General features: G+C 31.8%; 23 protein-coding genes. 7 read left to right on the forward strand and 16 right to left on the reverse strand.

Annotated features, from left to right (window positions below; all coding sequences use genetic code 11):
* Positions 1 to 35: 35 nt before the first annotated feature.
* The 7 genes from IJL02_RS09340 to IJL02_RS09370 all read right to left on the reverse strand — a co-directional run bounded on the left by IJL02_RS09340 (position 36) and on the right by IJL02_RS09370 (position 7,533).
* Entirely contained in the window at positions 36 to 1,007 is a 972-nt protein-coding gene (locus IJL02_RS09340; protein ID WP_292815515.1) for an ABC transporter substrate-binding protein, read from the reverse strand.
* Positions 1,008 to 1,251: 244 nt separating this feature from the next.
* On the reverse strand, positions 1,252 to 2,082 hold the full coding sequence (fdhD, locus tag IJL02_RS09345; protein WP_292815520.1) for a formate dehydrogenase accessory sulfurtransferase FdhD: 831 nt from the start codon (positions 2,080 to 2,082) through the stop codon (positions 1,252 to 1,254).
* Position 2,083: 1 nt separating this feature from the next.
* A complete protein-coding gene (locus IJL02_RS09350; RefSeq protein ID WP_292815523.1) occupies positions 2,084 to 3,472 on the reverse strand; it encodes a glutamate--cysteine ligase in 1,389 nt (462 codons plus the stop codon).
* Positions 3,473 to 3,487: 15 nt separating this feature from the next.
* Entirely contained in the window at positions 3,488 to 4,885 is a 1,398-nt protein-coding gene (locus IJL02_RS09355; RefSeq protein ID WP_292815526.1) for a hypothetical protein, read from the reverse strand.
* Entirely contained in the window at positions 4,878 to 5,675 is a 798-nt protein-coding gene (locus tag IJL02_RS09360) for a class II glutamine amidotransferase (protein WP_292815530.1), read from the reverse strand. The genes IJL02_RS09355 and IJL02_RS09360 overlap by 8 nt, the downstream gene beginning before the upstream one ends.
* A 119-nt stretch (positions 5,676 to 5,794) precedes the next feature.
* Positions 5,795 to 6,733: an ABC transporter substrate-binding protein gene (locus tag IJL02_RS09365; protein WP_292815534.1), complete on the reverse strand. Its 939-nt coding sequence runs from the start codon at positions 6,731 to 6,733 to the stop codon at positions 5,795 to 5,797.
* Positions 6,734 to 6,774: 41 nt separating this feature from the next.
* A complete protein-coding gene (locus IJL02_RS09370) occupies positions 6,775 to 7,533 on the reverse strand; it encodes a V4R domain-containing protein (RefSeq protein WP_292815537.1) in 759 nt (252 codons plus the stop codon).
* Positions 7,534 to 7,776: 243 nt separating this feature from the next.
* Here IJL02_RS09370 and IJL02_RS09375 point away from each other — a divergent pair, with 243 nt between their 5' ends.
* Complete coding sequence (locus IJL02_RS09375) at positions 7,777 to 8,532, forward strand: HesA/MoeB/ThiF family protein (RefSeq protein ID WP_292815540.1); 756 nt, start codon at positions 7,777 to 7,779, stop codon at positions 8,530 to 8,532.
* Positions 8,533 to 8,565: 33 nt separating this feature from the next.
* Here the strand turns inward: IJL02_RS09375 and IJL02_RS09380 are convergent, their stop codons facing one another.
* The 4 genes from IJL02_RS09380 to IJL02_RS09395 all read right to left on the reverse strand — a co-directional run bounded on the left by IJL02_RS09380 (position 8,566) and on the right by IJL02_RS09395 (position 12,747).
* Positions 8,566 to 9,954, reverse strand: coding sequence for a glutamate--cysteine ligase (locus IJL02_RS09380; protein WP_292815543.1), 1,389 nt, complete (start codon positions 9,952 to 9,954; stop codon positions 8,566 to 8,568).
* A 63-nt stretch (positions 9,955 to 10,017) separates the two neighbouring features.
* Entirely contained in the window at positions 10,018 to 10,593 is a 576-nt protein-coding gene (locus tag IJL02_RS09385; RefSeq protein WP_292815546.1) for a hypothetical protein, read from the reverse strand.
* Positions 10,594 to 10,644: 51 nt separating this feature from the next.
* Positions 10,645 to 11,466: a HEAT repeat domain-containing protein gene (locus tag IJL02_RS09390; RefSeq protein WP_292815549.1), complete on the reverse strand. Its 822-nt coding sequence runs from the start codon at positions 11,464 to 11,466 to the stop codon at positions 10,645 to 10,647.
* 258 nt (positions 11,467 to 11,724) lie between these two features.
* Positions 11,725 to 12,747, reverse strand: coding sequence for an adenylosuccinate synthetase (locus IJL02_RS09395; protein WP_292815552.1), 1,023 nt, complete (start codon positions 12,745 to 12,747; stop codon positions 11,725 to 11,727).
* A gap of 180 nt (positions 12,748 to 12,927) precedes the next feature.
* Here IJL02_RS09395 and IJL02_RS09400 point away from each other — a divergent pair, with 180 nt between their 5' ends.
* The 5 genes from IJL02_RS09400 to IJL02_RS09420 all read left to right on the forward strand — a co-directional run bounded on the left by IJL02_RS09400 (position 12,928) and on the right by IJL02_RS09420 (position 19,551).
* Positions 12,928 to 14,823, forward strand: a complete 1,896-nt coding sequence (locus IJL02_RS09400) for a histidine kinase dimerization/phosphoacceptor domain -containing protein (protein WP_292815555.1) — start codon at positions 12,928 to 12,930, stop codon at positions 14,821 to 14,823.
* Between the two features lie 4 nt (positions 14,824 to 14,827).
* On the forward strand, positions 14,828 to 16,699 hold the full coding sequence (locus IJL02_RS09405; RefSeq protein ID WP_292815558.1) for a histidine kinase dimerization/phosphoacceptor domain -containing protein: 1,872 nt from the start codon (positions 14,828 to 14,830) through the stop codon (positions 16,697 to 16,699).
* A gap of 68 nt (positions 16,700 to 16,767) precedes the next feature.
* Positions 16,768 to 17,178 carry a response regulator gene (locus tag IJL02_RS09410; RefSeq protein ID WP_292815563.1) on the forward strand — a complete coding sequence of 137 codons (411 nt, stop codon included), beginning with the start codon at positions 16,768 to 16,770 and terminating at the stop codon, positions 17,176 to 17,178.
* Positions 17,179 to 17,188: 10 nt separating this feature from the next.
* Entirely contained in the window at positions 17,189 to 18,931 is a 1,743-nt protein-coding gene (locus IJL02_RS09415) for a glycosyltransferase (protein ID WP_292815567.1), read from the forward strand.
* Positions 18,928 to 19,551, forward strand: a complete 624-nt coding sequence (locus tag IJL02_RS09420; RefSeq protein WP_292815570.1) for a hypothetical protein — start codon at positions 18,928 to 18,930, stop codon at positions 19,549 to 19,551. Before IJL02_RS09415 ends, IJL02_RS09420 begins: the two co-directional genes overlap by 4 nt.
* Positions 19,552 to 19,663: 112 nt before the next feature.
* Here IJL02_RS09420 and IJL02_RS09425 read toward each other — a convergent pair whose 3' ends face one another.
* From IJL02_RS09425 to IJL02_RS09440, 4 genes are read right to left on the reverse strand one after another with little or no spacing between them, the layout of a single operon-like run.
* Positions 19,664 to 20,260 (reverse strand): hypothetical protein, encoded by a 597-nt coding sequence (locus IJL02_RS09425; RefSeq protein WP_292815574.1) that lies wholly within the window; start codon positions 20,258 to 20,260, stop codon positions 19,664 to 19,666.
* Positions 20,261 to 20,268: 8 nt separating this feature from the next.
* Positions 20,269 to 20,850, reverse strand: a complete 582-nt coding sequence (locus tag IJL02_RS09430) for a DUF6891 domain-containing protein (RefSeq protein ID WP_292815577.1) — start codon at positions 20,848 to 20,850, stop codon at positions 20,269 to 20,271.
* A gap of 7 nt (positions 20,851 to 20,857) precedes the next feature.
* Positions 20,858 to 21,553, reverse strand: a complete 696-nt coding sequence (locus IJL02_RS09435; protein WP_394357496.1) for a DUF6882 domain-containing protein — start codon at positions 21,551 to 21,553, stop codon at positions 20,858 to 20,860.
* Between the two features lie 9 nt (positions 21,554 to 21,562).
* Positions 21,563 to 22,798, reverse strand: a complete 1,236-nt coding sequence (locus tag IJL02_RS09440; RefSeq protein ID WP_292815585.1) for an LL-diaminopimelate aminotransferase — start codon at positions 22,796 to 22,798, stop codon at positions 21,563 to 21,565.
* A 321-nt stretch (positions 22,799 to 23,119) separates the two neighbouring features.
* Here IJL02_RS09440 and IJL02_RS09445 point away from each other — a divergent pair, with 321 nt between their 5' ends.
* Complete coding sequence (locus tag IJL02_RS09445) at positions 23,120 to 24,901, forward strand: hypothetical protein (RefSeq protein ID WP_292815588.1); 1,782 nt, start codon at positions 23,120 to 23,122, stop codon at positions 24,899 to 24,901.
* A gap of 253 nt (positions 24,902 to 25,154) precedes the next feature.
* On the opposite strand, the gene IJL02_RS09450 is transcribed toward IJL02_RS09445, so the two are convergent.
* On the reverse strand, positions 25,155 to 25,716 hold a 562-nt coding region (locus tag IJL02_RS09450), incomplete at its 5' end, for an Ig-like domain-containing protein (protein ID WP_292815591.1).

Genomic DNA, 25,716 nt, shown 5'->3' on the forward strand with positions numbered 1-25,716 from the left:
TAAAAAAAAAGAAAATTAAAGCATAGCTAAATTAACTATGCTTCCCAGTACAATTTGTCGTGAGGTACGGTACTATTTAAGATACCTACTTCAACTTCAAGTTTTTGGAATGCATCCACGTCTGCTTTGAAAGAATTATCAATACCAGAGATGAATGGGAAACTTTGTAATGAACTGGCTTCCAAATCTGCATTGGACACAATATCTTCAGGTAAAAGTTTTACAACAGCACTAGCGTTACCTGCTTCAACTTGTTCGTTGATAAAGTTAGTAGCGTTTTCGTGAATAGCTATAATATCTTTTACAGTATCCTCATGGTCTTTGATAAATTTGTCAGATGCAACAACAACACAACATGGGTGATTTGGTAAAATAAGTTTAGAATCAGCTAAAACTTTATTTCCAGAATCATTAGCTGCAATACTTACATAAGGTTGGAAAGTGATAATTCCATCAATCTGTTTGGTTTTTAATGCATCATTCATTGAAGGAACTTTCATAGCTGAAACGTTTAAATCATCAATGGACATTCCATTTTCTTTTAAGTAGTATGTAAGTAAAACATGTTGGATTGAAGCTTCACCAGGAGTTGCAATTGTTTTTCCTTTTAAATCAGCTGCAGAGTTAATTCCAGAGTCTTGAGTTACAACAATTCCACTACCTTCAGTTTGAGCGGAAGAAATAACTTTTACAGGAACATCTTTTGAAACAGATGATAAAACAGGTGCAATTCCCACATATCCAATATCGACTTCACCACTAGCCATAGCAGTCATTAAGTCTCCACCGTTGTTAAATTGAACAAGTTCAGTTGTAATGTTTTTTTCAGCATATTTACCTTGAGCGTCTGCTACAAATAATGCAGCATCGTGATCAGAAGGTAAATAACCTATCTTTACAGTGTTATCTCCCCCACCTAAAAAGTCAAAGAGACCTGCACTAGCTGAACCCATTACTAAAAATACAGCAAGTGCCAACACTAAAACAAATGTAATTTTTTTATTCATTTATAATCACCGATTAATAAGTTAACTTATTATAATAATACTATTTCAAGTAAACTATAAATAAATTACTTATTTAATTTATTAACAATTGTTATATTGAATCCCTATTTAGTAATTTATTACTTAATACTATATAAAAATTTTGAAAAAAATATAAACAATTGAACCTCTACGGCTTAAAGAAGTCAGAGAGATTCAATTCAAATTCCATATTACCATGAGAAATTTTGATTAAAAAAAAAATCTAATTTTCCAAATCTACACGTTCAGGTGATGTAAAAATAGTAAATCTATTATCTCTGACAAAACCAATCATGGTAATGTTACCTGCACGTGCCACATCAATACCTGAAGATGCAGGTGCCGCATTTGAAATAATTATTGGAATACCAACCCGTATTACTTTTATTAACATGTCAGCAGGCATTCTTCCACTATATGAAATGTAACATTTACTAAAATCATAACCTTCCCGTGAAGCAGCCCCTATTACTTTATCAACAGCAACATGGCGGCTTACATCCTCACGGATGATAATTTTATCATTATACTTCAATTGCGCAACGTGAACTCCCGCTGTTTTTTGCCAGATTTTAGCCTCATCAGTTAAGTGTTCCATATCTTTAATTATTTGAGTTGCACTGATTTTTAAATCAGAAGTGTTATGCTCTATTGTCTTTAACTCAGAACGGATCCCTCCTGCATTATCTGAGTTGACACCCTGATATTCTAAAAGCCTACAGACACATGCATGCTCGCAGTTTCCTTTTCTTTCCTGAACAATTCCTTCCTGTTCCAAATCCTCTTCAGGATTATGATTCAAGTTTGTTGAAACCAGCACGTTTGTACCGTCCAATGTAATCGATTCAATATCTGCATAGCTTTTAATTAATCCTTCTCCAAGGCAATATCCAACTGCAAAATCCTCCAAATCCTTAGGATAGGTTGAAAATTTACGAGGAGGCAAATAATCAATGAATAAATACGTGTATTCATCATCAACACTATTTTCCTTAATATTTTTGTATTCACCACCAACCCACTGAATTACATCAGTTTGTCTTAAAAATTCCATTTTATTTTCCTCCTAAAGCTACAGTGACATATTTTTTAAGTTCATCACTCTTACTAACATCAAAACTTTTCAAATAATTCACATTTGTTTGCTTATTATTTTTCGATAGTATCATATGTGTATTAATGTAACCATGTTCTTTAATTAATTTTAAAATTCTCTTACCATATGTCAAATCAGGATTTGAAACACGGTTAAGCATTAAATTTAAAGTAGGAAACTCATCAAAGCCCAGAACTTCGCACATCCCATACATTTCATTAATAATTTCTGCTGCCCAACTTTTTAGGGTTACTTCATGACCATCCCTTAATAATCTCATCGAATCAACATACGCATTCTCTGCAGTATTTTCTTCATTAATTTTTGCTTCCTTTTGCCAGTCAGGATAATCAGACTCGTCCTTAATAAACATATAAATTAAAAATAGATGCAAGAATTTCATGTCATGCATTACAAGACCGCATTTATAAAACGGATTGATATCCAAAGTTCTTATTTCCACATATTCAATTCCATCATTTTTTAGAGAATTTAACAAAACTTTAGGATTTTTAGGTTTTAACCTAATTTGAGTATATAATTCTTTAGCCTCAGACAAATCCCCCTTTTCAATGAAACTGTTTATATCACTGACAAATTCATCAACAGATTCATAAGAAGGATATAACTCTTTTAGATTTTTATATCCGCAAGATGCATTTCTAAATGAAGGACCTTTTGTTGAATAATAACTACCATAGTTATCTTTTTCATCCATTAAATGAATGCAATCATTGGAAAATGTTTTATGGGATCCGATTGAACAACCAGTCAAATAAATAATTAACCAACAATATCTTAAGTAATTTCTAGCCATTTTTAGATAAACATTATTTTTAAACTCCCTAAAACATAAATCTGAATTTTCAATTGTATGCAACTTTTTTAAGAACTCATCTGTAAATGAAAAGTTAAAATGAACACCGGAAATCATCTGTTTTTTAACACCATATTTTTTAGCTAAATCTTCACGATACTTTTGTGATGCCTCACCATCTTCAGAATATTGCGCTATTGGAATTTTGTCCCAATACGGGAGGATACATGGGATTGATTGAAACCAGAGGTATTCATCTTCAGGAAGTGAAGAATTAACCAAATCAGACAATAGGGAAAATGTATCAAATGCCTTTTCGATAGTGTTAAAAGTTGGAGTTATTATTTCAATTTGACTTTCAGAAAAATCAGTAGTGACTAATGGATTTGTTAGTTTATCACCGAAAACATCCGGATGAGGAGTTAATGATAGTTTACCATCCTCCTTTGCTCTTAAAGATTCCCATTCTATCCCAAATGAACCAGCCAATATTTCATCTGAAGGAAATTTAGATAAATTTAATAAATTCATTTCCATCCCCCTAATCTAAATATTACTTAATTTACCATATTCTTCAATTACATCTTCAATTTTAGTATTATTATTTAACAGTGTAATCATATTCTTTCCAGGATTAACACGATTTTTAATACGTTCGTAGAGAGGTTTTAAAAATATTTCCTCACCAATTCCTCTCTCTTTAAGACCTGCTGCTGCCAAATCCACAATATCTTTTGATAATTTACATAAACTATCTTTATCAATGAATGCAGGAATTTCATCTTGAATTAACAATTTTCTTAGTTCACCAGCAGTATAACCTTTATGATAGATGACATTATCATTAGAGATTATCTCATCCAAGTCATTCAGTTTATCTTTTAAACCTAAATGAAATGCTGCAACAGACATTGAATCATTGATTGGCTGTGTACATACACTCCTAAACTCAACAGTTCCCCTAAATGTTAAATTGATAAATTTAAAATGTCTTAAATATTTGATATCATTAATAAGCGGCTTCACATCAATTCTTCTGTATTCTCCATTGGAATAAATTTCACCACAAACATAATCCCGGCTAAAATAATCCAAAAGATTCATTGACTGGAAGTTAATGTAGGCTCCATCTCGCATTACACAATAAATGTTTAAAGACTCCAAATAAGACTGCAAATCATCTAAATCTTTTAAATCCACATCATACATTCCTATATTGTGAGGATTTACACCATGTGTTGAATACTCCCACAGAGCATCTCGAAAGCAAGTTACATGCTTGTTTTTATCAATCAGGACTGAATTTGAAAACAGTGATGCTTTAATCGGTTCAATTTTTGAAAAAACATTTATTGTCTTTACTAAATCATCCTTATATACATCCAATTGTACCTGCGAAGCTGAAGAGAACATTCCGTATTCAGGATATTCATGAAAATGCATTGGAACATCTTCATAATTTTTAAAAGATTTTAAATGATGATAAAGCATCAAATATCTTTCTGAAGGTATGGGCTGGTATTCATTATATTCCCGATATGGATTAATTCCCATTCCAGTAAGTGTATGATTATACTCTTCAAATGATTCTTTAAAAAATGAGTAATACTCACGGAATCTTTCATTAATGCTAAATAAATCCTTCTCACGACCCATTGCAAATTCAATATTATTATAAGAGCAATCATAACAAACTACATCATCAGTTTTTGGGTTTTTTATTGCAAAAACATTTCCATCATAATCTATTCCATTATCCTGAAAATCTGAATATTGTTTCTGGAATTTGTGAGTTATATTGTGAACAACATCAAAATCAACAGCTTTTTTATCAAAATTAATGATGGGAATTTCAATTTCAACACCAATATAATTCTTTTTTTGATTAGTTGGTTTTATAAACTCATCATATAATTTATCCCTTATCGTTTCCTCGCTAATCATTATTTTCATCCCAAGTCACTGATTTTAAAAATTCTTCAAGAACATTCTCATGTTCTTCAGTCAATACATATTCATTATCATGTTCTTCACTTTCAAAAATGATATTTCCATCAATTAGACCAAATAATTTATTCAATTCAACAGGCTTCCAGTTTTCATCATCTGTTAAAGGAGTTGTAGCAACTAGAAAACCTTCATCATTTTTTAAATAGTATAATGAATCCCTCATATTAGAGTGAATATAAGTCAAGTCCCCATCATATATCATTAAATTAACTTTGTTATTTTTAGACAAATCTTCAACAATTTCAGCCAATATATTGAATCTCTCTTTTATTGTTGATAGACTACATTTAGACCTTTCAAATTCGTTAATTTCATCAATAATATATAGTAGTATTCGCTCAGAATCAGTATCCCCACTTTCTTTATCTTTATACTCATCGAGCTTTGGATAATCAAATATGGTTCCGTTATGAATTAACATCCATGATCTGTTATTATCATCAGCTTCAGTAAAGGGGTGACAATTAGGAGATATTATTTCCCCCACAGTAGCTAATCTGATGTGAGCGAATACATTTTTACCAATAACAGGATGGGACAATATGTTTTTCAAATGTTGACTACATGTTGCTTTTATAGGTTCTTTATCTATAACAAATTCATTTGGTTGCATATTAGCTAATCCCCATCCATGTGGATGTTCTTCAGAGTGATTATAAAAACATTGTAGACATTCATTTACTTGTTTTGGCGTATTTGAATTAAAACAAAAAATTTCACACATATGTTACCCTCCCATTATTTATTTATCACAATAGTTATATTATGATAACAATTGTTATATATTTTTTAATATATAAATATTTTCTAAAAAAACGCAAAAAAATAAAAAAAAGAAGATAATTAATTTTCTTTCCAGAAAATTTTATCCTGAGAAATTGGCTGTTTTAAAACTCCTAAAGCAACTTCCAAATTCATGAAGTCAACTACATCCTGTTTGAAACTATCATCCAAGCCAGATATGAATGGAAAACCAGACAATGCTTTTTTCTCAACTTCAACATCACTGACAATATTATCCGGTAGAAGACCGGCAACTTCATCAGTATTATTGTTTATGAAAGAAGTAGCATTTTCATGGATTTCTAAAATCTTTGAAGTTTCATTCGGATGATTATCTATGAATTTATCTGATGCCACTACAACACAGCATGGATGGTTTGGCAATATTTCAGCAGAATCAACCAACTCTTTTGCACCATTTTCCTCAGCAATAGTCACATATGGTTCAAAAGTAATCATACCATCAATTTTGTTTGTTTTGAGTGCATCATTCATTGAAGGAACTTTCATAGCTGAAACTTTCAAATCATTGATTGACATTCCGTTTTGCTCGAGATAATATTTAAGCAGCATGTGCTGAATGGAAGCTTCGCCGGGAGTTGCTATTTTTTTACCGGCCAAGTCTGAAACTGAATTTATTCCAGAGTCAGAGGATACAACAATACCTGACCCTTCAGTTTGAGCAGCGGATATGACTTTAACAGGAACACCCTTTTCAATCGAAGATAATACAGGAGTTATTCCAACATAACCAACATCCACTTCACCACTAGCCATGGCAGTCATCAGGTCTCCACCATTGTTGAACTGAACCAATTTAGTTTTTATACCCTCTTTTTCATATTGTCCTTGTGCATCAGCCACAAACAAAGCTGCATCATGATCAGAAGGCAAATAACCAATAGTTACAGTGCCGTCATCACCATTCATGATGAAATATGCTCCCGCAATGACAATGACAACAACAGCGACAATAATTGCGATAATCTTTTTATCCATTTAATCACCAATTATACTATGATTTAAAAAATAATTAAATGTTAAGGTTCAACTTCAAATAAACAGTAGTCATCCCCCATAGAATAACATTTAGTTTCTGTGATATTTACATTAAACTGAAAATAATTGCTAAATAAAGATTCAAACATCCCTATCTCAAGGTAACATTCAGGAAGCCCAGTTTTTTCAAGCTTAACTGATTCAAAAGATTGCCGGGGAATTATTTGAAGATTATTTTTAATATCAAAACTTAAAAACCCCAGATTATTATCAGCCCAATATTTTAAAATATTATGAGTAAAAATATCAAAATCTTCATCATAGACCTGTGCAAAGATATAATCCCCGATATGGTTTCCGATTGAATTCATTATTGGATTAATCTCTATTCCATACTCATTCAGGATAGTTTTAAATGTATGGACCAACATCAGATTATATTCAATTTCACCATCCTCAATGAAATTCTGAATTAATCTTTTTGTTTTATTGCTTGTGTTAACTTTAGTTGCATCAATGCATCCAAGCATTTCGGAATTCAGATAGAATATTCTTTTTCGATTGTCAGTTGGATCCGGCCTGTATTTTACAATCCCCTCTTCTCTTAAATCTTTAAGATGCAAAGATACTGCAGCTTTAGATTTTGAAGTGTTTTCCACAATTTCATCAAAGTTCATTTCATTATGTCTCAGCAAATCCAATATTTCATATTTCATTGGACTTTTAATAATGTCTATATTAACCATTTTTCGAGTTTTACTTTTATTCAAAAGTATCTGAATCGGGTTAGACGTGGTCATGAAATAATCCCCCTTTAATTATTAAAATTATTTAATTGCTCTAATAATATATAAATGTTTGTTTTTAGGTTTAAATTTAGTTTTAACTAATCTTAATAATTTATTTCTAAAAAAACAACTTTTAAACTAATTAAAATAAAATATCAATCAACCTTGATATCCAAAATATTTAAATAATTAAAAAAAGTTAACATAAATATAGAAAAAATAACTATTGTTATATTATTAAAAATAGGTGTAAAAATGCCAACTAGATATATAGGTGACGGATATTGGGAAATAGCTTCCCGCCAAATGAGTATAGTAACTAGAAGCGAACAGGAAAGGTTCAAAGATGCAAAAATAACAGTTATCGGTTGTGGAGGAATTGGTGGTGAAACCATCGAAATGCTTGCCAGAATGGGTATTGGAGAACTTGTCTTGGTTGATAAGGACGCATTTGACCTGTCAAATCTAAACAGACAAACATTAGCGTCAATAAAAGATTTGGGTCTTGATAAAAGTGCAGTAGCTAAAGAAAAAGTGAGACTGATTAACCCATATGTTAAAGTAACAACATTTAATGAACATGTTGATCAAACCAATATAGACAAAGTCATCGGAGATTCAGATATAGTCATTGATGCACTTGACAATGTCCTAACTAGAGTCATTGTTTCAAGAGCTGCCAAAACCAAAGGAATACCTTACATCCATGGTGCAATTCATGGAACATTAGGTCAGATTACAGTATTTTTACCTAATAGCGAGAAAACATATGAAGAAATGTTTAACTTACCATCACGTGGAAAAGAGTTATCAGAAGAAGTTATCGGAGATTTAAAAAATGTAACCTCCGGAGTTCCGCCAGTAATTGGACCAACACCAAATTTAATTGGTTGTCTTGAAGCATTTGAAGCTTATAAGATTATTACCGGAGTTGGAAAAGTTACAGTTGCTCCAAAAATATTAACTTTTGATTTACTGGATTTAAGTTCATTTTCACTGGATGAACTTTAACATCACCTTTTTTTTAAATTTGCAGACACAATTTCATTTAATCCATAATGCAATGTTGTAATATTTTTTAAGTTCATCACATTCATCTGAATCCATATTCTTAAGAATATTGAGGCTAGTTTGCTTGTTATTTCTAGACAATTCCATATGTGCATTAATAAAACCTTTCTCCTTAATTAGTTTCATTGACCTTTTACCATACGTCAATTCAGGATTTGAGATACGATTAAGCATTAAGTTTAAAGTACGAGTTTCATCCATCCCCAATACTTCACACATCCCATACATTTCATTAATTATGTCTGCCGCCCAGCTTTTAAGTGTAACTTTCTTGCCATCCCTAAGCAATCTCATTGATTCGACATAAGCACATTCAGCAGTGCGTTCTTCATTAAACTTCGCCTCCTTTTGCCAATCAGCATATCCAGATTCATTTTTAATTAATGAATATATTAACAACAGGTGCAGGAAATTCATGTCATGCCTTACAAGACCGCATTTATAAAACGGATTAATATCCAAAGTCCTTATTTCAACGTATTCAATGCCATCATTTTTTAGAGAATTTAACATGTCCTGAGGATATTTTGGCTTAAGCCTAATTTGAGTATATAACTCCTTGGCTTCCGACAAATCTCCATTTTCAATAAAACCCTTGACATCACAAACAAAATCATCAACTGAATCATATGAAGGATATAATTCTTTAAGATTTTTATAACCACAAGAGGAATTTCTAAAGGAAGGTCCTTTAGTCGAATAAAAACTGCCGTAATCATCTTTTTTATCCATAAGGTGAATGCACTCATTGGAAAATGTCTTATGAGAACCCACAGAACAGCCTGTCAAATAGATTATTAGCCAACAATACCTTTGATAATTTCTGGCAATTTTTAAATAAACATTATTTTTAAACTCCGTAAAATCTGAATCGGGTTCTTCCAAGGCGTGTAATTTTTTTAAAAAACCATCTGAAAATGAAAAATTAAAATGAACCCCTGAAATCATCTGTTTTTTAACACCATATTTTTTTGCCAAATCTTCACGGTATTTTTGAGAAGATATGCCTTCACCCGAATATTGGGCTATTGGAATTTGGTCCCAATAAGGCAAAATACATGGGATTGACTGAAACCAGAGAAATTCATCTTCACGAAGAGAATAATTAACAATATCAGATATCAAAGAAAAAGTATCAAACGCCTCATCAATTGTATCGAATGTAGGAGTTATTATTTCAATTTGACTTTCTGAAAAATCAGTGGTTACAACAGGATTTTTTAGTTTATCACCAAAAACTTCCGGATGAGGAGTCAGAGATAATGTTCCATCATCTTTTACTCTTAAACTTTCCCATTCTATCCCAAATGAACCAGCCAAGATTTCATTTGTGGGTATTTTTGATAGATTTAATAAATTCATTTCTATTACATCACCTTAAAAAAATTAAAAAAGATAATTGGAATTAAAGTGTATGGTGAGCTATTAACTCATCCATCCACCAAGACCATCCCAAGCAAGCTCCAAGTGTCTTATACTGAACTGTCCGGCATATTGGTTTCCGTTTTGAAGAGCCTCCTGACATAACCTGCTGGTACGGAAAGCCACGAGTTTTTGCTTGTGGTCATCATCAAGTTTTTCACCAATACTTCTGATATCAGACCTAACACTTTCAAAATCTACATTTTTAGAGAAAATTGCACAGATTTCTTGAGCATATCCTTCCATAGGTTGTGGAAGAGAAATTCCAGCATCCATAATGCCTCTTACTGCAAGTTCAAAATCACTTCCAAACCACATAATATTACGGCTTTTAAATTCTTCTTTGGCATTCCAAATACTGTCATAAATCATTTTTTCAGAAATACCTTCCATACCATATCCTGAAAACTCTTCATATATTCTTTTTGCACTCTGTTGTGTTGCTTCATCAACAGTGCTGGTTACTGGCTCTTTAACCTGTTCCTTTACCGGTTCTTTAACTGGCTCTTTAACTGGCTCTTTAACTGGTTCTTTTGCTGGTTCTTTTGAAAATAGTCCTTTAATCTTAGAAAATACCATTATTAATACCTCCTTTTAATAATCATATTTAATAAAAAATTTATTTATTCATTAGTCCCTACTAACTGTAACTTTCAAAGTTGATTCATCCATCTTACTTTTTGCCAACATTTGAATGGTTGGACTAGGATGATTTTCTGCAATATCCTCCAAAAGAGCTTTGTCCTCAATATGTGAAACTGCAACCGAACAAATCATTTCGTCAGGTTCACTATAAGCAATTTCAGATAAAAAAGAAGAATCAGTAATCTTTTCCATAGCTACACCACGACCAGATGCCTCTTTGTGATTTTTAGCAATATCTTTGAAAAGATCTTGATCATCAAGTTTATCCATAGCTTCAGCTGAAATAAGCCCATTGGAATCATTTTTAGCAATATCTACTAAAACAGACTCATCAGTAATCCTTGCAGCAGCAGTGGCACGGACATTATCACGAGAATCATTTTTATAAATATCAATTAAAACAGATTCATCAGTAATCTTTGTTACCGCTATAGCACGAGTCTTCCAAAACGAATCGGTTTTAGCAATTTCTTCTATAACTGACATGTCATCAATAATATTTGTAGCACAGGCGCGAACATAATCATCCTCATCATTTTTAGCAACATCTATTATAACAGACTGGTCATTAATGAATTCAAGAGCATTATAACGAACATCGGGATCTTCATGATTTTTAGCAATATCTATCAAAACAGACTGATCATTAATTTTTCCCATAGCTGCTTTTCGAACCCCAGATGCACTGTCATTTTTAGCAATATCTATCAAAATATTTTGATCATCCAGTTCTTTTATTCCTTCAATTCGCACTTCCGGTTTTTTGTGTTCCCATTTTGGTTTTGAAAATCTATCGAATAGTCCCATTTTAATCACATTATAATTTATTGTGAACAAATACACAAGCTTCGTTAATGTTAGAGATGAATATAACAGCAAAAATTCATTATTATATATAATATATACACCCTATCATATTTAACATATTAGTGTTCAAAATAGAGAATTTTCTACAAAAAAATAAATAATAAAAAAAATATCTAAAAAAAATAGTGGTAAAATATAGAAAGGTAAGCCCATATCCAAAATGCAAAACACTAATGATATGAACTTAATATATCAAAATTATAATAACTCTTTTCTTAAATCAATTGTGTCTTTTAAATCAGGTCCGGTTGAGATAATAGTGACTGGAACACCAGTTTCAGTTTGTATATCTTCAATGAACGCTTTGGTATCAGCGGACAAATCGCTGAAATCCTGGGTTCTTGCGCAGTCAGGATATAATCTGTCAACACAGGTTAAAGCAATTTGGGTTGCACCATTGATTCTGCATGATTCTTTTGCAAGTTCCATGTCAAAGTAGCCTATTCTTCTACGACGTCCTGTTACAACACCATATTCTTCAAGTCCTTTGCTTTCAGCTTCCTCTTGAGTCATTTCAGTTGGGAAAGGACCTTCTCCAACACGAGAAATATAAGCTTTGAATACATCAATTACTTCATCAACTTTAGTTGGTCCAACACCGACATCTGCCGCAAAGGTGGATGCAGTAGTGTCCTTACTGGTTACGAATGGATAAGATCCATAATAAAGAGAAAGAGCAAAACCTTGTGAACCTTCAATGAACACATCCCCACCATTGTCAATTGATTCATTGACTGCAAGAGATACATCAGTAATATACTCTTCAAGTTCTGGAATATCCCGGGCCAAATCAATAGTTCTCATTACACGGTCTGAATTTGCAGGTCCGCAGCCAGAACCGGTACTTCCAATCTTTTTAGCCAAATGTTCTGAACTTTTATCCCTGTTCATGTGGTCTTCGGATATAATTGCACATCTCGGGTCAACACACATTCTTTCTTTTACATTATACTTTTTTAAATCTTCAAATTCTTTAAATAATACATCAGGATTTACTAAAACTCCTGCTCCAATCATGAGTTTAGCATCAGTATGTACAAAACCTGATGGGGTCAATCTTAAACCATATTTTTCTCCGTTAAATTCTACAGAATGCCCTGCATTTGGCCCAACACCCGCACGAGCAATAATGTCTGGCTTATCATTGTCACAAAGGTAAGTGATACATTTTCCTTTACCTTCATCACCCCATGCACCACCAACTAAAATACTACAAGTCATTTAATAACTCCTTTTAATCATTAATCTGAAAATTTTCAAAATTTCCATAACATTATTATTATATCATTTATTATTAAAAAAGTTTTTCCAAAATTAATCAGACATAATATTCTATATAATATAAATATTACAAAGAACAAAAATACAAATCAATATAAATTATAAACTTGGGTAATTCGCATGCATATTGAAAGACATTATAGAGAATTAGAAGATGTTGAAGAAATAAGAGTTTATAATATTGACAAAAACTATGTTTTTCAGGATGTTCCCCCCGTAAAGAAACCTGAAAAAGTTCGTTTTAGCAATGTTATGAAACATGTTCCATCCGATATTAATGTTTTCTTGCCAATTGATGATGGTGAAGATTTCATTATCGAAAGAATTGGATGGAATTTACTGGAAAGATTAAATATTAAATTAGAAGATGTTGAAGGTCGTAAACTAAGTGAATGTTCACCATTTTACTATGAAATATTTGGAAATGCTTTTAAAGAAGTTTATGAAACCGGAAAAACTAAAACAATGAGGGTTTTCTACTATCGTAGCGATAAAATTCATGCACTTGCAAACATTCACGTTATCATCGATGAAGGCGAAATATACGCAATTTCAGATTTGAGAAAAGCAGTAGAAGAAAATAAAACTCCAGAAGAACAGCAAAAAGAAGAAGAAGAGAATAAAGCTGCTTTAATCGAATATTTCTCACAAACAGGAAGCTACTATAAGATTCACGATGAATTCACATGGACTCCAGGTATTTACAATATAATCAACCGCTCAAAAGAAGCGAGCGATTCATATTACAACATCATTTTTGATTTGGTGATTCCTGAAGACAAACCATTAGTTGAAGAGTTGCTTGACACAATGAGCCCTGAAACAGATTCCTATGAAAATATCATCCGTATTAAAACACCTGGAGGTCAAATCAAGTATTTGGACACATATCTTTACTCCAAATTTGATGAAAACGGGGAAGAAATAAGCCATTACGGATTATTTAAAGACATTAGTGTTGATTCACACAAGCATAAAACAAGACCTGTCGACTTTATGTTAAACGGATTCAATCACAATTCCAAATTGTCATTGCTTGTAGAACCTTTAAGTAAGAGATATGAATTCAGTGAAGGATTCTATAAGATGATTGAAATTCCAAAAAATGAATATATTCATAGCAAAGATGTTATAGAAAACATCATGGAAAAGGATGTCAAAAAAGAAATTAATCAACTGATTGCTGGTGAAATACCTGAATTAAATAGAGTATTTACATATAAAGTCAATGGTTCTGAAGATAATTTAAAAATATGCGAATTATTTATTGAACGTTTCAAATATGGTAACCAAGACCACAGTATTGGATTTTTAACCGACATTACCCTTTCACGTAAAAAACAGCAGGAATTAATCAAATCCAATGCAACTAAAAACATTTTAATTAAAGAAGTTCACCACAGAGTTAAAAACAACCTGCAAGTATTGAACAGTTTCCTAAATCTTGAAAGAAGAGCATATAGAGATAACCCAAATCGTATTTTAGACAATATGCAGGCACGTTTATCTTCACTTGCCCTGCTTCATGAAAAAACATACAATACTGAGGACTTTATAAACATCAATCTTGATGATTATATGCAGGATCAGGACTCAACTCTACAGACTTTATTTGGAGCAAAAAACATAAATTTCACATCTGAAGTTGATAAAGACATACACTTATCTATTCAGACAATTACACCATTACTTTTGGTTGTTGATGAACTTACCATGAATGCAATCAAACATGCATTCCCAAACCCTGACATGCCAAACAAAACAATCTCCAAAAAGATTGACCTAATTAATGAAAATGTCTGCGAATTAATACTGAGAGATAATGGAGTTGGACTTAAAGACCCTGAAGCTTTAATAAACCATAATTTAGGATGGGAGATAATAAATAACTTAACAAGACAGATTAATGGAAAAATTGAAATAATGGACTGTGATGTTGGAACTGGATTTAGAATACTATTCCCAACAAGTTTCGAACATACCTTAGATGAATACATGGAAAGCGAGGAGCAGTGAAAACATGAGAATAGAAAAAGAATATCGTAAATTAGAAGATACAGAAGAAGTGCGTATCTATGATATTACAGAAAGAGACTTATTTACCAAAGTTCCAGCAGAATTTGATGTCATGACAATGCCTTTTGAAAAAACATTGAACAATATCTCAAACGATATAGATCTTTTTGTTCCATATAATGATGGAGAAGACTTTATTGTTGAAAGATTAGGCTTAAGTGCGCTTGTTAGAGGTCATATTGAACAAGAAGATGTTGCAGGACGTTTGCTTAGTAAAACATCACCAGGTTTTTATAAAATTCTGGCAGAACCTCTCAGAGAAGTTTATCAAACAAAAAAAATGAAGAAAATGAGATTCTTCTATCACTTTAATGAGAAACTGGCCAGATTTTCAAATATAAAAATAATTTGGGATATGGGCAAACTCATCTTAATTTCAGAACACAGAGACAATAGTGAAAGTAAACTATTGGTGCCAGAAACAGATAGATATGATGAAAAAGCTCATTTAATCGAGTATTTCTCGCAGACTGGAAGTTACTATAAAATCAAGGACAGATACAGTTGGACACAAGGTATTTATAATATCATTAATCGTTTAAGAGAAGAAAATGATGAATATTACAATATAGTATTCGATTTGGTTATTCCCGAAGATAAACCTATAGTTGAAAAAATACTTAAAACCCTAGACCAAGGAAGAAGTAATTATGAGTCCATTATCAGAATAAGAACAGACGATGGAATTTTAAAATATCTTGAAATTAATCTCTATTCCAAGTTTGATGAAAATGGAAAATTGGTTAGTCGTTACGGTTTAATAAAAGATGTAAGTACTGATTCCAGTAGAAAAATGACAAGACCCGTTGATTTCTTATTAAAAGGTTTTAAAAATAGTAAGAAATTAGCATTGCTTATTGAACCGTTAAGCGCTAAGCAATACGAATTTTCAGAAGGATTTTACGAACTTTGTGAAGTTGACCCAATGACATATCACCACTCAAGAGAAGTTATAGACAATATTGTTGAAGAAGATGTTAAATGCAGATTCAAACAGCTATTTGATGGTGAAATCAATGAACTTGCTTTAAGTTTCACATATAATGTTAATGGAGATGAAAACAACCAAAAAAGTTGCGACATTTATATGGAAAGATTTGAATTCGGAGAAGCCACACACAGTATCGGATTTTTAACCGACATTACTGAAGAGAGGAATAAGCAAAAAGAATTACTTGAAGCAAATGAACATCAAAAAATATTAATTAAGGAAGTTCACCACAGAGTTAAAAACAACTTACAAGTACTGAACAGTTTCTTAAACTTAGAGAAAAGAGCTTATAAAAATAAACCGAACATAATTATTGACCATATGCAATCAAGACTCTCTTCACTTGCAATTCTGCACGAGAAAACCTACAATACGACAGACTTTAAAAATATTAATCTAAAAGAATATATTTCCGATCAAGATAGTCAGTTAAGAGGTTTAATCGGTTTAAGAGACGGTATTGAATTTGAATCTGAAGTGGATGAAGATATTAACTTAACTATTGAAGTTATAACTCCATTATTGTTAGTCATTGATGAATTGACCATGAATGCAATTAAACATGCATTCCCTGATAAAAGCGCACCTAACAAAAAGATATTTAAACGGATTACTAAACTAGACAACTCAACCGGCCAGTTAATCCTCAAAGATAATGGAGTAGGTATTGACAATCCAGAAACCATTACTAAAAATCTGGGATGTGAAATTATCAAAAACCTCACAAAACAATTAGATGGAAAAATTGAACTGATTCAACAGGACCATGGAACAGGATACAAATTGACATTCCCACTAGATATGGAACATACCATCGAAGGATAAACAAAAAGGAGTTAAAGTTTAAATAAAATGAATAACAAATATTTAAAATTATAATGGAAAGGATAAAAATGAACGAAAGAATTTTAATTGTAGAAGATGAAGCAATCACAGCACTTGATTTGAAATACAGTTTAGAAGAATTAGGATATGAAATTGTCGACACAGTTGATACTGGTCAAGACGCAATTGACACAGCTGCAGAAACAGTTCCAGATGTTGTTTTAATGGACATCAAATTGAAAGGAGACATGGAAGGAATTGAAGCTGCAGAAGTAATTTCAGAATTAAGGATACCAATCATATACCTAACTGCAAACACAGATACAGATACTTTTGAAAAATCAAATGTCAAAGGATCATACGGTTTTGTATCAAAACCATACGACATCAACAAACTCGATAAAACACTAAAAATTACAATCAATAGAGCAAAACTAGAAGAAAAGCGAATCAATGAAGCTAGTGGCTTTACAGAATAAATGATTTAGTATGACTGAATTCCAATTAATAGATGGAAAGCCAAAAATATTCGCTATAAGCTCTCAAAAAGAATTATTAGGCTTTATCCAAGAATATGTTGAAAATTATGATTATGACTTTGTAGGCTCCGCCTCAAAAAAAGATGACATATTCAGAAAAGTTGATGAATTAGAAGCTAATTTAATCTTTCTAGATTCAGAAATTCCAGATATGGATTTAATAGAATTAACTGAAGATTTAGAGCTTTTCAACATTCCTATAATTATAATTATTGGTGATTTATTCAATGAAACCATAGATAAATTACTAATGAGTAATCCATATGGATATCTAATTAAACCGCTTGATGAAGATGAACTTCAAAGATCCATGGCAGTGGCTTTAAGAAAACATGAACAGAACATACAAAACGTCAAATTCGCCCAATCAAAAGTAAAAGAAAAAAGTGTTGAACTTTTAATTGAAAAATCAGATTCAAGCCTACTTTTAATTTTATGTATATCCCTAATCATTATTGCAGTCTTATCTAGAAATGCAACATGGCTGCAATGGGTTTTATTAATTCCAACAGGAGCTATGCTGATTAACTCACTTGTTAGTTTAAAAAAGCAGAAAAAACCAAAACCTCCTGAAACTCTTCCTTTTGTAAGTATTTTTATCCCAGCACACAACGAAGAATTTACTATTGCAGATACAGTTAGAAGCGTATGTGGGCTTGATTATCACATAGATGACGAACCGCAATATGAACTGATTGTTGTAAATGACGGGTCAACAGACAATACCGGAGAAATATTGGCTAATTTAAAAAAAGAGCTCCCTCAAGTTAAAATCGTTACAAGACACCCTCCAAGATCTGGAAAAGGTAAGGGTTTTGTGTTAAATGACGCTTTAACTTTATCTCGAGGAGAAATTATTGGAGTATTTGATGCAGATACTCAAATTAAACCAGATTATTTGAAAACAGTTGTCCAATATCTTGGTGAAGACATTGACGGTGTTCAATCAAGAGTGAAAATGTTTAATAAAAATGAAAACTTTTTAGCCCGTATGCAACACGTTGAATTCTCAACATTTGGTAACACATTAATAGCAAAAGATAACTTAGGCCATACTGGATTTTTAGGTGGAAATGGTCAATTTGTAAAAAAACAGGCAATTGTTGATTGTGGAAAATGGGACGGATTTGCGGTTACCGAAGACTTGAACCTCGCTATTAAGATTATTCTTCAAGGAGGAAAAATTAGTTACTGTGGAGAATGTGCAGTATATCAGGAAGCAGTAACCGATTGGAGAGCGTTCTTTAGACAAAGAACAAGATGGGCAATAGGTAACTTTGAAACATTATTTGTTTATCTTCCTCAAATCTTAAGGTCCGATATTCCGCTACTTAAAAAATTCAATGTTATAGAGCACATTTCATTTTACAGTTTTAACTTATTAATCTTTTTCGGATTCGTAATTACAATCCTGAATGCAATTTCCTGGTTCTTCTTCCAGAATGTAACTTTAATTAGAATGGAAGCACCAATTATTGTTGGTATTTTATCCGCTATTGCATTTTTCCCAGGGATGATTTTCGCTCTTTTAAGAGACAATCTGAGTGCTCTTGATTTTGTTAAAGATATGGTTAAATATTATATATATTGTTTCCATTTAATTCCATTGTTCTTCTTAACAATGCATAATATGATGACAAGAAAAGAAAGAAAATGGGCTAAAACAGTACATAAAGGAGGAAAAACTGAATGAGAAAACAAGACATGGTAAGAACTTTTATAATTGCAGTTTTTATCATATTTATTGCAGTGAATATTAATGGAATTAATAGTTTTTTAAGTTTTCAGACAGACAGAACTGTTGATTTCGGTCACAGTATAACAGTTGTACCTCAAGCCTGGAACACTACTGATGAACTAAATTTAACAAACATGTCCAAAACTCCTCATGCAATTACAAACGAATATGTATACATTGACCACTGGGATGACTGGCCGGAAGACCACATCACATCAATATCGGAAGCAAAATTCAGAGCCATGGAAGATGGAGGATATAAAGTTCTTAAAAATGACAACAGTACTTTAAGCGGAGTTACTGTTTCAAAACAATATTTCTCAAATCCTTCAAGAGATACCTCTGAAATCTGGAGTCCAATTGGAGTTAATTATGTATTTTCTAAAGAAGATACAAACTATGCAATACAGGTTCACTACTTCACAGAACATGACTACAACAATACCACTTTCATAAAAGAAGTTGATGACCGTATTGAAGATGACATGAGTAATATTCACAATAATGAATATAACGGATTTGTATCCGGCATCTGGCACATCTATGATTTCATTGTCGGACGCATTCCACATTAACTTACTGTATATTAAAACAAGACATTATAATTTTAATAGATATTTGAAAAAAATCAAATAAAATATCTATTAAACTAATTTTTTTTATGACTAAAATTAAAATTAAAAAGAATTATTTTTTGGTATGTATCAGCGGATGATTTTCGCACATAGGATCTTTAATTATAATATTTCTTTTCTGATGATATTTCAAAAAGTAAAGCATCCACTGATTTGATAACTCCCTGAGTGAAGAATCATCTAATCGTTCATGGTTAGTGAAGAAATCCATCTGATTTCCTCCAACAACAATAGCTATTTCCTTGGTTTTGATTAACATGAAAAAGTCATTGCGGATATTGTGAATATCAAAATCCTCAACAACAGAAATGGTTTTATCTTTTTTATAATCATGGAAAAAAGTGTTGAGATATTCAAAATCAATGAATTTAACTTCTTCAATGTCAAATAAAACTCTTTCACTTAATAATTGATTTTTATAGTTGTATTTTGCTAAAAAATCAATATCCCAAATATTATCATAGAAAATTGTAATGAACGAATCAACTGCAAAACGAACTGTCAAAAAGAAATCTTCAGTTTCTTTCGGAGTTCCCAGCTCAACATCCTTAAATTCAAGATATATTGAATCCTGAGATATTTCTATAGAAATCCATTTACCTGAATTAACCATTACTTCACGAATTAATTTAAGTGAACGAGTATTCATTTTAACACCTACCCCTTAACAAAAATATCATATGCACCTTCGATTTCATATTCTTTTTGACTGTCAAAAGACTTATCCCATTTAAATGAAACTAATTCTATCTGATTATTGGTCGTTCCATCCCATTGGATAGTAAAATCTTTTGATAGGTAATCATTAACTGTTTTTCCAATTTCCAGTGCATTATCTTCACTATCTTCAAAATCTCCAAAAGTTATTTTTAGTTTTTCGTCAAAAATTGCCTCTTCCACATCCTCAAATGTGTAAAAACAAAACCCTTCAGGATTATATTTATTATTTTTCAGATGAACATAAAGTTCAAAAGCATCAGCCACACCTTCAGGTAAATCATAACCGCAATTATGAATAGCTACAATATTTTCTTTAGCCAATGCCTTAAATATGGTTTCCAGTTTATTGAAATTTACGTTGTCAAAATTATTTAATGAAATATCTTCCTTTGAAAAATCAATATCATATTCAATGAACTGGTCTTCCAATATTTCAATGATTTCATCTACATCAAAAAATCCGGATTTAGTAAGCAAATCTTTCATATATTCAATTTCATCGACCAAATCCTGATCCATCATATCACTAATCCTCTTCTAACAGCATTTGGATATGAGTTACATTTCCTCTTTCGGTAAATCCGACAATAATTCTGCTTTCACCAATTTTGGCAACTGCAAAATCATCATGAGGCTTATAAATATAACCTTTAAGTTTTGTATACCCTTCAAAAGCAACTTTAGGAAAAACATTGAAATTTTTCTGGAAAATTGCATAATTTATTCTGAATTTTTCAGGAGAATCATTTTCCTTGATTAAATCAGAATTAACTGCCACAAAAATAACAAGCCCATCTTCAGGTACTGCATAATAAGCATCCAAATCTAAAACTGCAGTAGTAACCATTGCAAAATTATGGCAGGTATCCAAATCTGTCTGAATAATTGGAGTATTTAATTGAGGAATATCAAATTCATCCCCAATAGCTTTCATTTGGCGAGCTGATTTAATGAAATCTTCATCAAATCCTATATCATCATTATCCCATGCCCAGGACCATTGATTTAATTCCTCTGTGAAAAATCCTATGATTTGTATTGGCAATTCAAAATCTTCAAAATTGAGAGTGCCTTTTTCCAAATCCAAATCTCCTTTTTCTTCACCGATTAAATCAGATAAGTTTTCCTGTTTATCTAAAGCAAGAGCACCATATTTAGACAGTACCATTTTAAATGAATCGCCCTGTTCAATTTGCACCGGTTTTTCAAATTTTGCCTTCAAATTAAACACCTAAAATTCTAATTTTGAAATTCTATCCATTGCTTCTTTAGTATTTTCCAAAGTATTGAATGCAGTTAATCTTAAATATCCTTCTCCACTTGGACCAAAACCGGAACCCGGAGTTCCAACAACATTTGCTTCGTTTAAAAGCAAGTCAAAGAATGCCCATGAATCCATATCATTAGGAGTTTTTACCCAGATATAAGGTGAACTTACACCACCATAGACTTCAAGACCAATATCAGTTAAGCTTTCTCTTATTATTTTGGCATTGACCATATAATAGTCAACAATTTCCTTAATTTGTTTTTGACCTTCAGGAGAGTAAGTGGCTTCTGCTGCTCTTTGTACCGGATAAGATGCACCATTGAATTTAGTGGTTTGTCTTCTGTTCCATAACGGATTGATTTCCACCTCATTTCCTTCACTGTCATATCCTTTCAATTCCTTAGGAACAACTGTGTAAGCGCAACGAGTTCCTGTAAATCCTGCAGTCTTTGAATAGCTCTTAAATTCAATAGCTACTTCTTTAGCACCTTCAATTTCATAAATACTGTGAGGCACATTGTCTTCATTTATAAATACTTCATAAGCAGCATCAAATAATATTATTGCTTTGTTTTCTTTTGCCCAGTCCACAAATACTTTCAGTTGATCTTTTGTAAGAGTGGTTCCTGTAGGGTTATTCGGATAGCATAAATATATGATATCAACAGGTTCACACGGAAGTTCAGGCACAAATCCATTTTCGGAATTGCATTTAATGTATGTTAATCCTTCATACATTCCGTCATCACCCATTTCTCCGGTTCTTCCGGCCATCACATTTGTATCGACATATACTGTATATACAGGATCTGTTACTGCGATTTTATTGTCAATTCCAAAGATTTCCTGAATGTTACCTGTGTCACATTTTGCGCCGTCACTTATGAACACTTCTGAAGTATCAAGAGAAATTCCATATTTATTGTAATCATTTTTTATAATAGCTTCAGCTAAAAAATCATAACCTTGTTCTGGACCGTAACCCATAAAAGTTTCTGCATTACCCATTTCATCAACTGCATCCCTAAATGCTTTTACAACAGCAGGAACTAAAGGTTTAGTTACATCTCCAATACCCATTTTAATAACGTTTGCATCAGGATTTGCTTTTACAAATTCTGCTTCTCTTCTTGCAACTTCTACAAAAAGATAGCTGCTTTTTAATTTAAGATAGTTTTCATTAATTTTAACAACCATGATTAATCCTCATTAATATTAATCTAATTTATATTTTATTTTAAAAATATATAAATTGAATGTATTCTAAAAAATGTTAATATTTATTTATTAATAAAAAAATAACGAAAAGAATAATACTTTCCACAAATATTCCATTAAAAAACATTATATCAAGAAATAAGAGATATAAACACAAATAAATAGTATTCAATAAAGTTAAAAAAATTGATTTAAAATTACACAAAATATAGTCAGAAATCGGAAAAATATGAAAATATTTAAATTAACTATTTCACATAAATATATTATACTATAAACAAAGGAATTAAGTTGGGAAAAATGAACGGGATAACAATACTAATTTGGATAACAATACTAATTATCGGTGCAATTGCCGTTATTGGTGTGAAACTGCATTATAGAGGCAACGAACTAGAAAAAGATGACACATCTATTCTTCCTACCGAAACAATTAATGGAATACTCTCTGATAGACAGGATAAAGTCACAGATGAAAATGAAATTTCCACAATTAGCTACTCCCAACATGATTCTGATTATGAAATTGTTGACAGTTATGACATTAAAGAAAGTAACTATCAAAACATTGAATATGAATCTCAAAATCAAGTACTTATTAATTATGAAAATAAAGTTAAAAAATTTCAAGAACCAATGAACGAAAATCAGATTGATATTATGACACCTAATAACGACCAAAATAATGAAAAACATGAGTTAAAAGATTTATTTACTATTGACGAACTTATTAAAGAATCAAAAAGAAAAGACAGTGAAAGAGAAAAAGAATCTCAAAAAATACAAAAAGAAAAAGAGGACACTACTGAAATTAAAGAAAGTATCCGCAAAAGACAGGAAAATGATGATATCGAAGAAAAACTCATCGAAGAGATTTTGGCCGATGAAGAAATCGGAGAACTGCTAAAAGGTGAAGATGAAAGTCAAGAAACAATAGAAGACGTCATAGAAAATGAAGAAAAACCTGTCGAAGAAACAATACAAGAGGTTGTAAGTGCAGAAGAAGAACCTGTCGAAGAAACAATTCAGGACATCATTGATAAAGCAGACAAAAAAGAGGAAACCATTGAGGAAGAAACTTCAACTGCCCAACCGGAAGAAACAATCCAAGATATCATTGACACTGAAGAACAACCTGCTGAAGAAACAATTCAGGACATCATTGATAAAGCAGACAAAAAAGAGGAAACCATTGAGGAAGAAACTTCAACTGCCCAACCGGAAGAAACAATCCAAGATGTTTTAGATGTTGAAGAAACACCTGTCGAAACAGATGCAACTATTGAAGAGACAACTGAAAGTGAGCCTGAAATCGAAGTTCCTCAGACAACAACACAAAAAGATATTGCCGAAGCAATAGACAATGCTTCACAGGAAATTGAAGAAGAAAAAATCGAAAGCATTTCTGAAACTGCAGGAATTACAGATGCTCTGTTAAATACCGAAGAGGAAATTAAACAGCCAACATTAAAATCACCTACAAAAATTAAAGACAGCAACATCAGTTCCCCAACTGATGATTCAAACATGGCTGAAGAGGAAAATGACCTCGATTATAGAAAAGATTTAGCCAAAATAACAAACACAATCAAAGGTTCAAAACTCTTCCAGGATGTTAAAGAAAGACTAAGACCTGAACCTGATGAAGAAATTGATCCAATTGCAGATTTGGAAGAAAGCTATATTAGAAATGTCAATGAATTTGATGACTATGAAGACGAATATGCACCAATCATCAATGAAACACATGATGAATTTGGAGAATATTATGAACCTGATTATGATGAAGCTATAAGACAGGAAAATACCCGTAAATTATTTGGCAACACACAAAAAGCACCTGAACCAGAAATTGCAGAGCCTAAAAAAGAAGTCATCAAATCAAAACCTTCAAGAAACAACATCAAAATTAATCTTAATAATGTTGAAGTTGTTCTTAAAAAAGGAGATGAAATCATATTCAACCATGATGGAGAAACATACTCCAGTCAGGTTTATGCAATTAACGGTGATGACATCTCTGTTAGATACAGACGTAAAGACATCGTGATTAAACCGGAAGATGTAAAAAAAATCTACTAGATTGAAACTAAAAAGTGAGTTATAATTAATAACTCATATTTTCTATTTTTTTAAAATAAATCCAACACCATTTACTCAAAGTTAGCCCCAATTATTCATAGGACTTCTTAAAGAAAACATAAAATTAACAACCATTGCTTAAAAATAAACTATGATGATTGCATTAACATCATTAATGTCTAACTGCATATATCATTAAAAGAATACATTAATGAATTTTAAAAAGAAAAAAGTTAGAGAGATTTAAATCTCTCTAGTTAATTGTTATTTTTGCGCTTGCTTTTGATGCTTGGTATCCGTTGTCACCTGCAAAGTTAATGTTTGCGGTGTATGTACCTTTCTTAGTAATATCTAATTTGAAGGTAGCTTGGCCTTTTGCATTGGTTTTTGCAGTGTAGGTTTTACCGTTTACAGTAAGCTTAACAGTTTTACCATTTCTGAGGTAGGTTTTACCATCGATGGATGATCCTTTTTCTGTTTTTAAGGTTACTGTATAGGATTTGGTTTTTGCAGATGCTTTGTATGATTTAGCAGCAGCAGTAATGCTTGTTGTTTTCTTGGTTACAGTGATTTTTTGAACTACAAATGCACCTTTATAATCGTCGTCGCCTAAGAATGCAACAGCGAAAGTGTATGTTCCTGCATTACCCAAGTTGATTTGCAATCTGGCTAAACCTTTTTCATCAGTAGTTGTGTTGTATACTTTACCATTGAATCCTATTTTCACAGCCTTATTTGCAATAGGTTTGGATCCGTCGGTTAAAGTCACTTCGAAGTATCCTCCACGCTCACCAGCATAATAATCAATAGCTTTA

It is taken from the genome of Methanobrevibacter sp. (genome assembly GCF_017427765.1).
GTDB lineage: Archaea > Methanobacteriota > Methanobacteria > Methanobacteriales > Methanobacteriaceae > Methanocatella.

Coding starts and splice junctions, on each gene's coding strand:
- IJL02_RS09340 (WP_292815515.1), bottom strand. CDS start 1,007: ATGAATAAAAAAATTACATTTGTTTTAGTGTTGGCACTTGCTGTATTT.
- fdhD (WP_292815520.1), bottom strand. CDS start 2,082: ATGGAATTTTTAAGACAAACTGATGTAATTCAGTGGGTTGGTGGTGAA.
- IJL02_RS09350 (WP_292815523.1), bottom strand. CDS start 3,472: ATGAATTTATTAAATTTATCTAAATTTCCTTCAGATGAAATATTGGCT.
- IJL02_RS09355 (WP_292815526.1), bottom strand. CDS start 4,885: ATGATTAGCGAGGAAACGATAAGGGATAAATTATATGATGAGTTTATA.
- IJL02_RS09360 (WP_292815530.1), bottom strand. CDS start 5,675: ATGTGTGAAATTTTTTGTTTTAATTCAAATACGCCAAAACAAGTAAAT.
- IJL02_RS09365 (WP_292815534.1), bottom strand. CDS start 6,733: ATGGATAAAAAGATTATCGCAATTATTGTCGCTGTTGTTGTCATTGTC.
- IJL02_RS09370 (WP_292815537.1), bottom strand. CDS start 7,533: ATGACCACGTCTAACCCGATTCAGATACTTTTGAATAAAAGTAAAACT.
- IJL02_RS09375 (WP_292815540.1), top strand. CDS start 7,777: ATGCCAACTAGATATATAGGTGACGGATATTGGGAAATAGCTTCCCGC.
- IJL02_RS09380 (WP_292815543.1), bottom strand. CDS start 9,954: ATGAATTTATTAAATCTATCAAAAATACCCACAAATGAAATCTTGGCT.
- IJL02_RS09385 (WP_292815546.1), bottom strand. CDS start 10,593: ATGGTATTTTCTAAGATTAAAGGACTATTTTCAAAAGAACCAGCAAAA.
- IJL02_RS09390 (WP_292815549.1), bottom strand. CDS start 11,466: ATGGGACTATTCGATAGATTTTCAAAACCAAAATGGGAACACAAAAAA.
- IJL02_RS09395 (WP_292815552.1), bottom strand. CDS start 12,747: ATGACTTGTAGTATTTTAGTTGGTGGTGCATGGGGTGATGAAGGTAAA.
- IJL02_RS09400 (WP_292815555.1), top strand. CDS start 12,928: ATGCATATTGAAAGACATTATAGAGAATTAGAAGATGTTGAAGAAATA.
- IJL02_RS09405 (WP_292815558.1), top strand. CDS start 14,828: ATGAGAATAGAAAAAGAATATCGTAAATTAGAAGATACAGAAGAAGTG.
- IJL02_RS09410 (WP_292815563.1), top strand. CDS start 16,768: ATGAACGAAAGAATTTTAATTGTAGAAGATGAAGCAATCACAGCACTT.
- IJL02_RS09415 (WP_292815567.1), top strand. CDS start 17,189: ATGACTGAATTCCAATTAATAGATGGAAAGCCAAAAATATTCGCTATA.
- IJL02_RS09420 (WP_292815570.1), top strand. CDS start 18,928: ATGAGAAAACAAGACATGGTAAGAACTTTTATAATTGCAGTTTTTATC.
- IJL02_RS09425 (WP_292815574.1), bottom strand. CDS start 20,260: ATGAATACTCGTTCACTTAAATTAATTCGTGAAGTAATGGTTAATTCA.
- IJL02_RS09430 (WP_292815577.1), bottom strand. CDS start 20,850: ATGGATCAGGATTTGGTCGATGAAATTGAATATATGAAAGATTTGCTT.
- IJL02_RS09440 (WP_292815585.1), bottom strand. CDS start 22,798: ATGGTTGTTAAAATTAATGAAAACTATCTTAAATTAAAAAGCAGCTAT.
- IJL02_RS09445 (WP_292815588.1), top strand. CDS start 23,120: ATGAACGGGATAACAATACTAATTTGGATAACAATACTAATTATCGGT.